Source organism: Rhodococcus sp. P4_F3_2 (assembly GCF_056401335.1).
The window spans coordinates 153122-168283 of sequence record NZ_JBFUJN010000004.1 but is presented as its reverse complement, the minus strand read 5'-3'; the positions used below and the strand labels follow the sequence as shown (position 1 = coordinate 168283).

Here is a 15162-nt window from a genome sequence, read left to right as displayed (position 1 = left end):
CCTCTTCTGCGTGGACAGACGGGGAAGCCCCCTACGGGGTACGCCCGCTCGGAATAGGGGGATTTGCTCCGATTAGGGGATCGGTCCCCTACTTCGCCGCGACGCCTCCGATCCGGTAACGATCTAGGTCCTGAAACCGACATCGCAGACAACCGCGACAGTCCTTCTGTCGCCCACGACCAGGGGAGTTCGTTCATGGCGGCAGGGCTCGGCATCAGCATCGGTTCGGCCACTCTCGTAGCTGTCACCGACGGCTCGACCGGTGAAACGCAACAGGTCCGCTTACCCAGTGCGCTGCAATTGGACGACGGATCCGTCATCACCGGATTTGTCGAGCGCGTCGGAGACCCGATCCCGATACTTGCCGCCGACGGTACCGAGTACCGCGGCGAGTCTCTCGCAGCGACAGCGGTAGGCGCGCTCGTCGGCCAGGCTGGCGGCGAAGAAGGTCCAGCTGTTGTCCTGGCTCACCCGGTGGGGTGGAATCGTCACACAGCACGCACCATGGAGTCCGCGCTGGACGACGCCGGGGTTCACGGGGCTACTCTCGTCGCCGAACCCGCGGCCGTCATGGCGTGGCTCGCCGCTTCCGGAAACGCTGCCAACGACGGTCTGACCGTCGTCTACGACCTCGGCGCTCGCTCGCTCGACGTCACGATGATGTCCACGACCGGCGGACGAAGCGAGATCTTCGGAAAGCCACTGCGCAGCGAGGACATCGGCGGCGACGAATTCGATCACCTCGTCACCGTGCACCTGCTCGATGCGGTTTCCGACCACTTCGCAGCCCTTGATCCCTTTGCTCCCGAGACGATTGCAGCGCTGGAAACTCTGCGCGAGCAAGCCCGCGCAGCCAAGGAGGAACTTTCCACCGAGACGGAAACCGTTGCTCGCGTGACGCTTCCCGGCGCCGTCAGCGACATTCGACTGGTTCGTTCCGAGCTCGAGGATCTGATCAGGCCCGCCCTCACCGAATCGGTGGCCTTGGTGCGTGAAAGCCTGCGATCTGCCGGCGTCGAGTCCAGTGATGTCAATCAGGTTGTTCTGGCCGGCGGAAGCTCGTCCATTCCCCTTGTCGCCGAACTACTGTCCGCGGAGCTTCGTGTTCCGGTGATCGCCGACGCCGATCCCGCGTCGTGCGCGGCGTCCGGCGCCGCGGCACTCGCCCTCGACGCCCGAGACTCGCACGTGCCGGCCGCCGCCACTGCAGTGATTCCCGCCGAGCCGTCGCGCAAGCCCGCACCGGTTCCTGCCTTCTCCACTCCGTTGCTTGCCGAGCCGACAGAGGAAGAGAACACGGCGACTCGACGCTCGTCGAGGGTGGGCGTCGTTGCTGCGGTGGTAGGAGCGTTCATCGTGCTCGCCGCAGGCGGACTCGGAATCGGAACGGCCATGGACAAGATCAACGTTCCGTCCAGTTCGGCGGACACCACCAGTGAGTCCACCTCGTCCACCGCTTCGACCACGCCGGGCTCTACCCCCGGCAGCACCACGGCAGCCGAAGCAGCAGGCAACGGATCCACGACTGCGAACAACGTTACTCAGAACAATCAGCCCGGCTCTCCTGCTGCCGCAGGCGGTTCGACGACGGCACCAGGGGCAGTTCCGGTTGCCGGCGCACCAGCTGGATCTGCTCCCGCACCAGGTGAGACCGCCCAGTCGGCGCCTGCACCTGCCGCACCCGGCGCCCCGGCGCCCGCACCGGCTCCCGCCCCGGCACCGGCGCCCGCGCCCGGAGCAGGCGTCGGAACCGGTATCGGTGATGCTGCGACCGGCATCGGCAACGGCGTCGGCGGTTTGGTCGACGGCGTCGGGGACGGTGTCGGCGGCGTGGTCGGAGGTCTCGGTAACGTCGTCGGTGGTGTCGGAAACGTGGTCGGTGGTGTCGTCGGCGGCGTCACCGCGCCGATCCGCTGACCGGCAGACTTTCGATGAACCGTGACAGCGGCACCGAATCGTCTTACATTGCAGGACTTTTGCGCGGCATCGACCTGACTGCATCGCCACTGCGCCTGTTCGTCACCGGGACCGATGCCAGCGCTCGGCCCCAAGTGACGAGGGCGGTGCGCAAGAGGATCGAATCTGGTGACAGACCCGTGGTCACCGTCGTCACGCATGACGCCCCGGCCGATGCGATTGTGGTGATCGCGGACGCGCAGGCTCTGACCTCCGTCGAAATCCGTGCTCTGAACGAGCTGGTTCAACGTGACGACCTCGGAGTTGTCATCGCCTCCGATCGGATCGATCCTCCACTCGCACCGATCTACTCGAACATCTCGAGTTTCGGTACCGTCCTACATCTGAACCCGTTGAACCGGTCAGATATTCGGAAGATCGCCGCGGAGCGAAGAGTTCCGCTCGACGATCGTGCCGTGCTGACGCTCGAGCATCTGGCCGGTGGTTCCTTCGGGGCCGTCGAAGCGTATTTCACCGCCGCCTCGGCGGGCCGCCCGGAAATGGCGACAGCCGTACGCACACACATCCTCCATCAGGTCACCGCTCTGCATCCGATCGAGCGTGAGATCATCGAGGTTTCATTCGCCGTCCCGGACATCGACGCTTTCGAGCTCGATCTGGGACAGGAGAAGTTCAGTCTCACAGCGGCATTCGACCGAGCACTGGCCACCGGACTGTTCGGTTCGCGATCACCTCTCGTCGCGAGCGTTGTGGCAGAGTCGACCAGCACAGGACGTATCCGCAGCGAGCTGATCAGAATCGTCGAATCACGAGCGAACGCGAGAACCCTCGATATCGATACAGCACGAAGACTTTTCGACTCCGGCATCCGCCACCGCGATCTCACGGCTGTACTACGAGACGCAGTCGACGCGAGCACGCCGACGGTCGCGGCAGATCTTTTTCGTCGTGTGAATTCGATCGAGCCTCTCGGCGTGGCGGACACGCTGCTGTACGCCCAGGTTTCGGCTCGGAGTGGTGACCTCGACACTGCCTGCCGCCTGGCCGATTCCGTCATCGCCGAACCCGATCTCGACAACGCGAGACTGGCTGCGGCGGTGCGAATCCGCGCAGCTTCGTCCGCAGCATGCGGCCAACTCCGCGCCGCCGCAGATCTCTACACCTGGCTCGGGCCAGGGCGCACCGAAACCGAATCCCCCTTCGCCGCAATCACCTTCCTCGGCATCGGCAACGTCGATGACGCGAACGCGGCGCTCGCCGGGCATACTGGATCACCGTCGAGCTCCACGGTCGGCGCTGCCACACTGGCCAATGGACTGATGCAATCGGTCACGGGGAGTGCACCGAGTGCGCTCAACACGATGTCGCGCGCACTTTCGCTCCCCGGCGGCTCCGGCACATCTGAATTCCAGCCTGATTCCGCCCCGGCGCTGGTAGCTCTTGCACTCCTGCACAACGGCGCCCATGAACGGGCCGCCGCTGTCGTCGCGGCCGCGATCGCCGCCGACGACGCAAGCAGTCACACGTGGGCGCGGCTTCACCTTCTCGACGCGTGGATCGCGATGACCCGTGGGCACGACACTGCTGTCGAAGATCTACCGGAGGAGGTAGTCCGCGGCCCCCTCCGTGAGCGTGACGCACTGTTTCTGCATGCCATGATCGTGGGTCTCGCTCGACGCTCCGGCGATCTCGCCCAGCTGCGGCGCGCCTGGTCGGGCGCAGCCGGCACCCTCTCGTCCTGCAGCGTGGATCTCTTCAATTTGCTTCCCATCGGCGAACTGTGGCTTGCGGCAGTACGACTCGACGAGGCCGAGCAGGTCGAGCATCTGGTCGACGACGCACGCACGCTCCTCCGAGCACTCGGCGAGCCTCCGCTGTGGTCTTCGCCGCTGCATTGGTACGGCGTCCAGGCGTCGATCCTCTCGCAGTCACCGGCCGATCTCCTTCCACACGCCCATACACTCGCGGAATCAGCCAAAACCCACACTTACGCAGCCGGTTTGGCGACCGCCGGACGCCAATGGCTCCTACTCATGCAGGGCAGCGTCGACGCAGACGACGTGGAAGCTGCAGCGCGAACACTCAACCGCATCGGGCTGCCCTGGGACGCGGCCCGCTTGGCGGGCGAAGCAGCATTGCGCACACCGGACACCAAATCGGCCACCGCATTGCTCCACGTTGCGCGCTCGCTACGCACAACGTCGACGGCCGAGACGAATGCAACCGATTCGACCGACAGCGCGGCACCACCGTCGGTACTGACCGAGCGCGAACAAGAAGTTGCCGAACTCGTCGTCGTCGGCCTGACCTACCGGGAAATCGGCGAACGCCTCTACATCTCCGCAAAAACCGTCGAGCACCATGTCGCACGCATCAAGCGGCGCGTCGGGGCGCAGTCTCGTTCGGAACTACTCACCATCCTTCGCAGCATGACACCGCCGAACAAATAGTTAGCTGCATATTGTCCGGAGGGTTGCGTATATCCGTTTAAGTGATAGTTTTCACAGGAATCAGGACATGCACGCCGAGCAAAGTTCGGTAACTGTGAAACGGGGATTGCTATGAAGTGGGGAGTCGAACTCGCCGTCGGCAATAAACGAAGCATTGCTGCGATCGCGAAACCCGACTCGGAACCAGTGATCCTCGAACGCGAATCGGTGCTGCACCACGCTCCTGACGGCACCGTGCAGCTAGGTGAAACCGCGTTGGGGTCAACCGGCTTGCGCGGGTTCCTCGACAGGGTCGGAACTGACGATACCGACAACTTCTCCGAGCACATGACGCGAGGAGAGGAACTCGTAGCGACAGCAATGTATTGCCTGGTCAAGGAGGTCCGAACACTCACTGATCAGAACCTGAACATCTCTGCGGTGATCCCGGCAGGTTGGTCGAGCGATTCCGTCGACGCACTGCGCGGCGCACTCGACAGCATGGATCTCGACGGCGTCGAACTGATTCCGGAAGAGAAAGCCTCTGCGGCCTGGCTCGCGGATCCGGATGCCGACGACAGTGCAGCCCGCGGAGCCGCAGCGTTGGCCGCGCCTTACTCGATCACCTCTACCTGTTCCGAACCCGAGCCAACCGATCTTGCCGAGCCAGAGGACACCATCGAGGAGTTTCCGCCGTTCGTCCTGATCGAACCGGAGCCGGAATCCGGCGTGGAAGTACCGGGCACGAAAGCACCGAGCGTCGACGGTTGGCTGAATCGTCAGTGGCGATCGGAGCGCCGACCGATCATCGCCGCAGCCGCCGCCGCAGTCTTTCTGACGGTGTCGGGGTGTGCGGCCGCGGTCATCATCGGACACACTCCGACCATTTCAGCGCCCGGGATTCTCGACGCACAATCTCCCCTGCCCACCGGCACCACGCCCGCCACTGCGGCGAGTCCGTCCGGCACGGTTTCGCAATCAGCGACCTCGCTCCCGTCGGAAGTACCCGCTCTCGGCGCGCAGCCGACGGCGCAGTCGTGGTCATCCGAAGCGGAATCGACCTCATCCGAATCCCAGCCCATCCCGGCGAGTCCGGGCACCGGTACCGAGAAATCCACTACGGCGAACGTCCCCGCGCAACAGGGATCGCCGATCACCATCCAGCTCGACCCCCTTCGGATCGAGAACCTGCCGCCGGTCGTCGGACCGCTGAATCCGGTCGATCCGGCTACCCCGGACACTCCCGCCGTGACCGACCCCACTGATACACAGACAACGCCGACGCAGCCCTCCAACCCGACCGACACAACCGATCCGGTGGTGCCGAATCCCGACATGCCCGTCATGCCATTGGCCCCGAGACCCGGAATGCCAAGTTAGACAGAAAGATTGAACAGCCAGAGAGGAGGCGCATATTCCTCGTCGAAACTTTTCCCCTATGGTGGGTGCGGTACCTACCGGCTCGGTGCCGGGGACTTGAAGGGATTTCATGCGTAACTCGTTGGCGATCCGCACCGCTGTGGTCGGCGCCTCGGCACTACTGCTCGCAGCTCCATTCACCACGACGGCATCGGCAGAGCCCGCCTCCGACACGCATGTCGAACAGCTCGAAGCCGACCAGCTTCCGGCTGAGCTGGTCGAGGCGATCACACGCGATCTGAAGATCTCCCCACAGGAGTATCTCGACCGCGCTGCCAAAGCTCAGGAACTCGGCGCGTACGCCCAGGAATTCAAGTCCGAGCGCCCCGGCGACTACGCCGGATCGTGGATGGGACTCGACGGTCAACCCGTCGTAGCCGTCACCACCACCGAAGCTGCTCGAATCGCGGCCGACGACGGATACCGCACCCACGTCGCCCCCGTCTCCGCCGACACCCTCGAGAAGACGCTGGCCGACGTCAACGGATGGATCGCCGGGCTGCCCAAGGAAATATCACGCGCAGTCAATTCGGCGACCATCGACGTCTTGAACAATCAGGTCGTCATCGACGTTGCGAACAGCCCCGTCGGGCAGGCACTCAATCTTCCGACCCTGCTCGAGAACACCAAGATCGTTCTCAGCCCGGACGGTGGCGGATCGGTTGATCCCGGAGCGCTCGGCGGCGACACCTACATCACGTCGACAGGTCCCATTCGCGAGACGCCGACCGAGAACATCTCGGTCTGCTCGTTCGGGTTCAACGCCGTCGACGATCAGAACAATGCACTCAATATCAGTGCCGGACACTGCAATCCGGCCGAGGGCTCGAAGTCGCCGGTCTACCTGCCGAATCACGCGAACGTCGACGACAGTCAGTTGATCGGCGCCTTCTCACAGTCTTCCGTCGGCAACAACGCCGGTGATCTCGATTACTCGGTCATCAAGTTCGACCAGTCGGGCATCGACGCGGGCCTCGACCGCGCTGCCGTCCGCGGTGCCAACGGGACCACCCTCGCGATCACCGGAACAGCACGTCCCGTGATCGGCGCTCCCATCTGCAAGTCGGGTCAGACGTCGTCCTTCACCTGTGGCGTCGTGGCAGCCGATCGCGTCGAAACACAACTGGTCATGGCTGACGGCGATTCACGAACCGTCCGCGGGTTCGCCGGTACCGCGTGCACCCTCGCCGGGGACAGTGGCGGCGCCATCGTCTCCGGAACCCTGGCGCTGGGCATCACCAGCGGTTCCAACAGCAGCGGCGCACCCAGTTGCAACGAAGCGAACCTGGTACTCGCGACCTCCGGTGGAACCTCGAATCTGGGTATCCCGGTCGGAGACATCCTCGACGCTGCAGATCGTGCATCCGGTGGCGGTATCGGTTCCGGAATCCGCGTTCGCACTGCGGGTTGACCAACGCCTGATTCACAGCACTGTGCCCGCCGATCTGTTCTGATCGGCGGGCACAGTGCTGTTGTCGGTCGGGGTCAGCGCTGTTTGCTCATGTAACGGGTGGGAATAGCGCGTTCGAACCCATATAGTCATGGTCGACTGTGATCGGCTCACCACAAGTCCGTGAGCCGTATCCGTGTGCTCCCAGGGGGGTGGTACGCGGTCAACGAAGTGGAAAGGCCCACATGCGAAGCTCCATCGCACGTCGCGCCGCAGTGTTCGGTTCGGCCGCGCTGCTGCTCCTCGGACCGATTACCGCGGTCGCGAACGCAGAACCGAATGAATCCGGGGTATCCGATCAGGCAGCCCATCTGCCCGTCGAACTCGCCGAAGCCCTACAGCACGACTTGGCGCTGACGCCCGACCAGTTCGTCTCGCGTTCCGAACTCGCGCAGAAGCTCGCAGAGTTCGCCGCCATCGCGCGCGTCCAGTTTCCCGACTCTTTTGCCGGCGTGTGGCTCGACGACCTCGGCAAGGGCATCGTCGCTCTCGCTGACGGTCGCGACAAGGATGCTGCCCGCGAGGCCGCCGAGAAGGCCGGCTTCGAGGTCAAGGACGTCGCGCAGAGCGAGCAGGCTCTGCAAGGTCAACTCTCGGCACTCAACACCTGGCTCGATTCGCAGCCTGCCGAGGTCGCAGACCTCGTGCGTGGCATCGCCGTCGACGTGGTCGGCAACGGAGTCGCCCTCACCGCCGATCCTGCTGCCGGCATCGAATTGCCTGAGTTCCTGAAGCGGACCGTCGTCCACACCGCTGCTCCGCTACTGGTTCCCCCGATCGTCGCGGACCTCATTCCCGCAACCGGATCCGCAACCGGCGACGCTGCACTGGGCGGAGACGCCTTCGGCGCAACCTCCGGTAACACCGGACTGCGTTGTTCATTCGGCTTCAACGGCACCGACGGTTCAGGACGCACGGTCAACATCAGCGCCGGTCACTGCGATCCCAACCGTGCCGCTGCCGGCACCTCGAACTCGAGCCAGGTCTTCCCGATGGTGAACAACCAGACCGGGCCCCGCGTCGGATACTTCGCCAAGAGCAGCTTCGACGGGCGTGACTACTCGATCATCAACATCGACGACAACGCGAAGTACCGCTTCGAGAACAACAGCGTGCGGGTCCCGTTCAACCGTTCGGTCAATATCACCGGTACCGCCGATCCCATTGTGGGCGCCCCGGTCTGCAAGGCGGGATCGACCACCGGCTTCAGCTGCGGCGTCGTCACCGGCGTCAACCGCGTCGCCAAGGTCTTGGATCACACCCTCGACAACGGCTTCACCACCAACATCTGCGTCCTGCAGGGTGACAGCGGTGGCCCCATCGTCTCCGGAACGTTGGCAGTGGGCATCACGAGTGCGTCCAACGTCGCCACCTCTCCCCTTTGCGAGATCGCTCAGGCCGAGACGTTGTTCGGACAAGAAGCACCGACGCAGTACGCGACGCCGATCAACGACATCCTCGCCGCCAATCCAGGCCTGAAGGTTCGCGACTACTGATCGCACGCATTCCCCGAGACAGCAAAACGGGCGCCACACCTTTCGAAGGTGTGGCGCCCGTGTCGGCGTTCGTGACGTCTAACCGGTAGAGCTGCTTACTGGAAGAGAGTTGTTCCGGCCGGAGCGTTCAGGACCTTGATCAGGTCCATGCCCGCGACGATTGCGGTTCCGCCGCCGGCGAGGATGGTACCGGCGACTCCACCGATACCGGCACCGGTGACCATGCCGGGGAGGCAGCCGATAACCAGGCCGGGCAGACCCACGATGCAACCGATGACTGCTCCGACGATCGTGCCGGTGAGGCTACCGATCTGCGTGGCAAGCCCGAGCTGTGACTGGAACTTCTCGATTGCCTTCTGATCCTCGTCAGGCGAAGCAACCGGGGTGAACTCGGCAGCGACCGGCTTCGGCTTGGAGCTGGCCGGGTCCAGGTTCGGCTTGAGGGTGAGGGTCTTGCCGTCCTCACTGATGGTCTCGTCGAACGGGAACTGAACGTCCCCGAGGTTGAACGCGAGCGGCAGGCTCACGAGAGTTGCGCCCTGGCTGTTCTGCAAGTCGACGTGTGTGCCGTCACCCGATACCCGGAATGCCCCGGCATCGATGGTGGTGACAACAGCCTGGTCGACGACCTCGGCGGTGTACGAAACGTCGGGTGACGTCTCCGGAGCTGCGTAAGAAGTACCTGCAGCGATGCCCGTAGCGGCAATGGTCATCGCTGCGATGGCCGCAGCTTTACGAATGAACATTTTTGATCCTCCCCGGGAGCGAGCGGGCGCAAGTCGATGACTCACACCACCCGTTTCCCCTGTGCGTGACGGGCGTAACGATAACAGCCGGTCGGTTGTCCTCACCTGCCCGGAAACCGAGTTAGGGCTGCCTGACAGAAAGGAGCCCGACGGCCACCGCCTAACGTGACGACCAGACATGTCTGCGTTTGACCAAGCCCGTCCGACGCAGAAGATTGATCTCTCCAGGCCACGAGCGGTTACCAGTCGGTATCTACAGGCTGGTAATGCTAGTTACTGGCGGGTAACATAATGCAGGTTAGTATCAGTGGGCTGTCCCGAGGTGGCCGACGCGTCGCCCTGAAACGAAAGGCCGCGACATGAATGCCCTGACGATTACGTTGGGCACGATTGGTGCTCTGCTGAGCTTGGTGTGTTGGTACATCTTCCTCTCAGGCGCGCTGAGGATGTTCAACACCGTGCGCATCGGCCAGTCGGCACCCGATCGATGGCGCCCGTTCTTCCCTCGCTTCAAGCAGATGATCATCGAGTTCATCGCGCACACGCGCATGAACAAGTTCCGCAGCGTCGGCTGGGCCCACTGGCTCGTCATGGTCGGCTTCCTCGGCGGATTCCTGCTCTGGTTCGAGGCTTACGGCCAGACGTTCAACCCCGAGTTCCACTGGCCCATCTTCGGTAACACGTGGGCGTGGCACCTGTGGGACGAGATCCTGGGCCTCGGCACAGTCATCGGTATCACCACGCTGATCGTGATCCGTCAGCTCAACCACCCGCGTCTGCCTGCACGCCTGTCCCGGTTCGGCGGCTCCAACTTCAAGGCCGCCTACGTCATCGAGGGCATCGTCCTGCTCGAGGGCCTGGGCATGATCATGGTCAAGGCCGGCAAGATCGCGACCTACGGTCACGCCAACCCGTGGACCGACTTCTTCACCATGCAGGTCGCCAAACTGCTTCCCGCCAGCCCCGTCATGATCTCGGTGTTCGCGTTCGTCAAGCTGATGACCGGCATGATCTGGCTCGCGATCGTGGGCCGCAACATCACCTGGGGCGTCGCCTGGCACCGCTTCTCCGCGTTCTTCAACATCTACTTCAAGCGTGAAGACGACGGCACCGTCGCGCTCGGCGCGGCAAAGCCCATGATGTCCAAGGGCAAAGTCCTGACGATGGAGAACGTCGACCCCGACACAGACACTCTCGGCGCCGGAAACATCGAAGACTTCTCCTGGAAGGGCTGGCTGGACTTCACCACCTGCACCGAGTGCGGGCGTTGCCAGTCCCAGTGCCCTGCTTGGAACACCGGAAAGCCGCTCTCCCCCAAGCTGCTCATCATGTCGCTGCGTGACCACGGCTACGCCAAGGCCCCGTACCTGCTCGCTGGTGGACGCAAGGACATGGGCGGCGACGAGATCGGACTCGTCGACAGCGAAGGCAACGTCAAGGAAGCCGCACTCGCAGCCATCCCCGAGGCCGCACGCCTCGAGGCCGACCGCAAGCTCGTCGGTGAAACCGTCGAAGGTGAGTTGGCCCCGGTCATCGACGCCGAAACCTTGTGGAGCTGCACCAACTGCGGCGCCTGCGTCGAACAGTGCCCCGTCGACATCGAACACGTCGACCACATCATCGACATGCGTCGCTACCAGGTCCTGATCGAATCGGAGTTCCCCTCCGAGCTCGCCGGCCTGTTCAAGAACCTCGAGAACAAGGGCAACCCCTGGGGCCAGAACTCCAAGGATCGCCTCAACTGGATCAACGAGATGGACTTCGAGATCCCCGTCTTCGGCAAGGATGCCGACAGCTTCGAGGACTACGAGTACCTCTTCTGGGTCGGCTGCGCCGGCGCCTACGAAGACCGTGCCAAGAAGACCACCAAGGCCGTCGCCGAACTCCTCGCCACCGCGGGAGTGAAGTTCATGGTCCTCGGCGCCGACGAAACCTGCACCGGCGACTCCGCACGTCGTGCCGGCAACGAGTTCTTGTTCCAGCAGCTCGCAATGCAGAACATCGAGATGCTCAACTCGGTCTTCGACGGTATCGAGCAGAAGAAGCGCAAGATCGTCGTCACCTGTGCGCACTGCTTCAACGCCCTCGGCAACGAGTACCCGGAGGTGGGCGGCGACTACGAGGTCGTGCACCACACTCAGCTGCTCAACCGTCTGGTGCGCCAGAAGAAGCTGATCCCGGTTGCATCCGTGAGCGAAGACGTCACCTACCACGACCCGTGCTTCCTCGGACGCCACAACAAGGTTTACGACGCTCCCCGTGAACTCATGGAAGCCTCAGGCTCCAAGCTCGTCGAAATGCCGCGTCACGGCGAACGTTCCATGTGCTGTGGTGCCGGTGGTGCTCGCATGTGGATGGAAGAGAACATCGGCAAGCGCATCAACGTCGACCGCGTCGACGAAGCGCTCTCCACCAACCCCAAGAAGATCGCCACGGGTTGCCCGTTCTGCCGCGTCATGCTCACCGACGGCGTCACTGCCCGCCAGGAGCAAGGCCAGGGCGAAGGCGTCGAGGTCGTCGACGTCGCGCAGCTGATGCTGAACTCCGTCACCCGCCTCGATCCCGCCCAGCTCGGCGAGAACATCAAGGTGATCCCGCGTGAGAAGGCCCCGGTCGCTGCTGAGGCAAAGGCTGAGACCGTCGAGCAGGATCGGGTCGCCGAAGTCGAGGAAGCCGCCGCGACTCCGGAAGCCAAGGCTGCACCGGCAGGCAAGGGTCTGGCCATGAAGGGCCTCGCCAAAGCACCAGGCGCAAAAGCTCCCGGAGCCAAGGCACCAGGCAAGGGCCTCGGAATGGCCGGCGGGGCAAAGGCTCCCGGCGCCAAGAAGGCGGCTCCCGCCGCAAGCGCGGAAGCTCCCGCCGCCGAAGCTGCTGCACCGGCCACACCTGTGGCAAAGCCCAAGGGTCTCGGTCTTGCGGGCGGAGCCAAGGCTCCCGGCGGCAAGGGACTGCAGATGAAGGGCGCCGCCAAGGCACCCGGAGCAAAGGCCGCTGCCGCACCGGCAGCGGAAGCACCGGCAGCTGAGGCTGCTGCACCCGAAGCTGCTGCGCCCGTCGCCAAGCCGAAGGGTCTGGGCCTGGCGTCCGGCGCCAAGGCTCCCGGAGGCAAGGGACTGCAGATGAAGGGCGGGGCCAAGGCTCCTGGCGCAAAGGCTGCACCTGCTGCTGAAGCACCTGCCGCTGCTCCGGCTGCACCCGCCGAGGCACCCGCAGAGGCTCCGGCCGCCGAGGCGGAAGCCCCGAAGGCTCCACCGGTCGCCAAGGCCGGCGGACTCGGATTCAAGTCGGGCGCAAAGGCTCCCGGCGCTCGGAAGGCTGCTCCCGCTGCAGCCCCGGCGCCAGCTGCGGCACCGGCTCCCGAGGCCGAACCTGTGAAGGCAGAACCCGCCGCCGAACCTGTGAAGGCAGAACCCGCCGCCGAACCTGTGAAGGCAGAACCCGCCGCCGAAGCACCTGCTGAAGCGTCCGCACCCGCGGAAGCTCCGGCTCCTGCTGCCGCGCCGCCCGCCCCCAACGCAGGTGGGCTCGGATTCAAGGCCGGCGCAAAGGCTCCCGGCCGCAAGAAGTAACCGCTCCACACGCGAATGCCCTCACCGTCACGGTGAGGGCATTCGTGTTTGTGTGGGGAGCCACTCCCGACCGAGCACCCGTTCCCTCGACCAAACACACCTTGCTCTACGCGGAAAGCGGTGCTCGCCGTGGACAAGTGGTGCTCACTCCCCCGCTGCCAAATCGAGGTCGCCCTGTCAATCTGCGACAAGCATCACCGCACCGCGCGCACGCCCGACGCCCCTTTCCTGCTGCCGTCCGATGACGTATCGCCCCGGAGCGATTCCGGTCGCGCCGTGCTCCGGATGGATCAGGTACGCGGTCACTCGGGTGTCGAGCATGCCGAGCGCAAGGCCCCGAGCATCTTTCACCGGCGTCGACCACGTGCACTCCCCTTTGTCTGCAACCAGACTGTGGGGGTTACCGCCCGCGGCGCTTCGCAGCAACTCCACTCCCGAGAGCGGCACTCTCACAGAGCGTGTCCACGGCAGAGGCGCCACGATATTTGCGAGCAGCGAAAACGGGATCACGATGAGATCGCCCTGCGCCTGAAGTCCGTCGATCACAGGAATGGACACTTCCTGGTCCAGGTAGTCGAAGACATCGAGGCCGGTGAGGGTGGTGAGAGCGGACAAGGTCATGTTCGAGTTCATAAGTATCACCAAGGGTTTGAGGATTGAGGGTTTGAGGATTGAGGGTTTGAGGATTGGGGCTTGAGGGGTCGAGATTCAGGTTCGACGAACGAGACGGGAGTAATCGGCGCCGGTGATGCCGTAAGTCCAACCGGCGGCATCCAACGCGGAGGTAAACCATCCGGGTACGTGAAGGCCGTATCGACGCCGATGCCCGTCGCGTTCGAAAGAACCGTTGACCGCGAGGAGAATGCGTCCACTTCGGCCCCAGCCCTCCGGGGACGCGTAGAGCTGCAGCAGGCAACCGGCATTACCGGGATCGTCGGCTTGGTCGACCAGTGTCAGGCCGGCCAGCTCGATGTAGGAATCCCAACCGATCCGCTCGATTGCACATCGACGGATCTCTACATTGCGCTCGTGTGCGATGCGTTCGGCGGTCGGGTCGAGCACTACCCAGTCGGGAACGATCGCTCCGTGCAGAACGAACGCCTTTGTTCCGTCTGCGAATTCGAGTGCCGGGGAATCAGAGTGGTGGAGTCGGCGTTCTCCCCGCGCACTGCCCGGTATCCGCTCCGAGTGCAAGACCCTGGGTCGTTCCGCCATGATGCACACGTCGTCGAACGCCCACCACCACCCGGTCGAGTCAGCCAGTGCGGTCTGCACATCGAGAAGTTCACGGTCTTCCGAGCGGAAGGTCGCAAGACCGTATCGATGGCATGTGTCGTAGTACGCGATTCGATGGGCGTCCTGCTGCCCGTACCAGGTCACTTCGCCCGCCACCGGGGTCGACATCGTTCGTATCGCAGCTGCGACGCCGTCGAACAGTGTGGTGTGCAACGATTCCCAGATTGCGGATCTGATGATCCGCGCTGGATTGACGCGGCGCTGAGTCGAACCCCGCTGAGTCGACCCCCGCTGATCCGACCCCTCGGACACGCTGGCACCAACGCCCCCGAACGCGCGACGTTCCATCTTCCAGCGTTCTATCTGCCAGTCAATGCTCCGACGTTCGATACGCGCGTTCATACGTCGGCGCGACGCCGAAAACATGCTCGCGATGTGCCCGCAAGCGCAGTCGAGTCCAGTGCCGTCGAAGGACATCTTGTTCGACAGACCTTCGGCGGCGATCAGATCCGATCCAGCAGAGGGCGACTGAACCCAGACGAACTCCGGTTTCGGGAGCCCGGATCGTCGGTATAGTTGCGCGACAGCAGATTCTGCCGTCGATCGATCGGCCGGACGTGTACACAGACCGCGTTCGAGCCATACGTCGCGGACTGTTTCCAAGGCCTGATTGTCTTCATCGAAGATATCGATGTTCTCGGTCGATGTCGCTCGACGTGACGTCGACGAGCGAAACGGTGCGGCGCTCACGCGACGGTGGCGGTGTCCGCCTTTCCTGTAGTCATAGTTCAACAGCCTGGCACGCAAACGCTCCGGACGCAAGGGTCACCTAGAGTGCGACACCGAGAACCTGCCACCGTTTCCCCACACCCAACACCCTCTCCAGCGACGCGAAACCGG

The 15162-nt window shown here is 63.9% G+C and carries 9 protein-coding genes; 6 read left to right on the top strand and 3 right to left on the bottom strand.

The window, feature by feature from the left end:
- Positions 1–195 precede the first annotated feature (195 nt).
- From AC1DWA_RS05980 to AC1DWA_RS05960, 5 genes are all read left to right on the top strand, one after another.
- Positions 196–1917, top strand: coding sequence for an Hsp70 family protein (locus AC1DWA_RS05980; protein WP_477845754.1), 1722 nt, complete (start codon positions 196–198; stop codon positions 1915–1917).
- A 14-nt stretch (positions 1918–1931) separates the two neighbouring features.
- On the top strand, positions 1932–4367 hold the full coding sequence (locus AC1DWA_RS05975; protein WP_477845753.1) for a LuxR C-terminal-related transcriptional regulator: 2436 nt from the start codon (positions 1932–1934) through the stop codon (positions 4365–4367).
- Positions 4368–4478: 111 nt separating this feature from the next.
- Positions 4479–5726 (top strand): hypothetical protein, encoded by a 1248-nt coding sequence (locus AC1DWA_RS05970; RefSeq protein WP_477845752.1) that lies wholly within the window; start codon positions 4479–4481, stop codon positions 5724–5726.
- Between the two features lie 109 nt (positions 5727–5835).
- The gene (locus AC1DWA_RS05965; RefSeq protein WP_020906592.1) at positions 5836–7176 is read left to right on the top strand and encodes a S1 family peptidase; all 1341 of its coding nucleotides are present in this window, start codon (positions 5836–5838) and stop codon (positions 7174–7176) included.
- 224 nt (positions 7177–7400) lie between these two features.
- Positions 7401–8711, top strand: coding sequence for a S1 family peptidase (locus AC1DWA_RS05960; RefSeq protein ID WP_029254718.1), 1311 nt, complete (start codon positions 7401–7403; stop codon positions 8709–8711).
- Between the two features lie 95 nt (positions 8712–8806).
- On the opposite strand, the gene AC1DWA_RS05955 is transcribed toward AC1DWA_RS05960, so the two are convergent.
- Positions 8807–9457, bottom strand: coding sequence for a DUF8020 domain-containing protein (locus AC1DWA_RS05955; RefSeq protein WP_021343217.1), 651 nt, complete (start codon positions 9455–9457; stop codon positions 8807–8809).
- Between the two features lie 359 nt (positions 9458–9816).
- Here AC1DWA_RS05955 and AC1DWA_RS05950 point away from each other — a divergent pair, with 359 nt between their 5' ends.
- The gene (locus AC1DWA_RS05950) at positions 9817–13026 is read left to right on the top strand and encodes a (Fe-S)-binding protein (protein WP_477845751.1); all 3210 of its coding nucleotides are present in this window, start codon (positions 9817–9819) and stop codon (positions 13024–13026) included.
- Between the two features lie 177 nt (positions 13027–13203).
- On the opposite strand, the gene AC1DWA_RS05945 is transcribed toward AC1DWA_RS05950, so the two are convergent.
- Together AC1DWA_RS05945 and AC1DWA_RS05940 are read right to left on the bottom strand one after the other, a co-directional pair.
- A complete protein-coding gene (locus AC1DWA_RS05945) occupies positions 13204–13659 on the bottom strand; it encodes a hypothetical protein (RefSeq protein WP_428691272.1) in 456 nt (151 codons plus the stop codon).
- A gap of 75 nt (positions 13660–13734) precedes the next feature.
- Positions 13735–15012 carry a DUF6745 domain-containing protein gene (locus tag AC1DWA_RS05940; protein WP_477845750.1) on the bottom strand — a complete coding sequence of 426 codons (1278 nt, stop codon included), beginning with the start codon at positions 15010–15012 and terminating at the stop codon, positions 13735–13737.
- Positions 15013–15162: the final 150 nt, after the last annotated feature.

What these genes read in the sequence shown, in the direction of transcription:
- AC1DWA_RS05980 (WP_477845754.1), top strand. Translation starts at nt 196, where the DNA reads ATGGCGGCAGGGCTCGGCATCAGCATCGGTTCGGCCACTCTCGTAGCT.
- AC1DWA_RS05975 (WP_477845753.1), top strand. Translation starts at nt 1,932, where the DNA reads ATGAACCGTGACAGCGGCACCGAATCGTCTTACATTGCAGGACTTTTG.
- AC1DWA_RS05970 (WP_477845752.1), top strand. Translation starts at nt 4,479, where the DNA reads ATGAAGTGGGGAGTCGAACTCGCCGTCGGCAATAAACGAAGCATTGCT.
- AC1DWA_RS05965 (WP_020906592.1), top strand. Translation starts at nt 5,836, where the DNA reads ATGCGTAACTCGTTGGCGATCCGCACCGCTGTGGTCGGCGCCTCGGCA.
- AC1DWA_RS05960 (WP_029254718.1), top strand. Translation starts at nt 7,401, where the DNA reads ATGCGAAGCTCCATCGCACGTCGCGCCGCAGTGTTCGGTTCGGCCGCG.
- AC1DWA_RS05955 (WP_021343217.1), bottom strand. Translation starts at nt 9,457, where the DNA reads ATGTTCATTCGTAAAGCTGCGGCCATCGCAGCGATGACCATTGCCGCT.
- AC1DWA_RS05950 (WP_477845751.1), top strand. Translation starts at nt 9,817, where the DNA reads ATGAATGCCCTGACGATTACGTTGGGCACGATTGGTGCTCTGCTGAGC.
- AC1DWA_RS05945 (WP_428691272.1), bottom strand. Translation starts at nt 13,659, where the DNA reads ATGAACTCGAACATGACCTTGTCCGCTCTCACCACCCTCACCGGCCTC.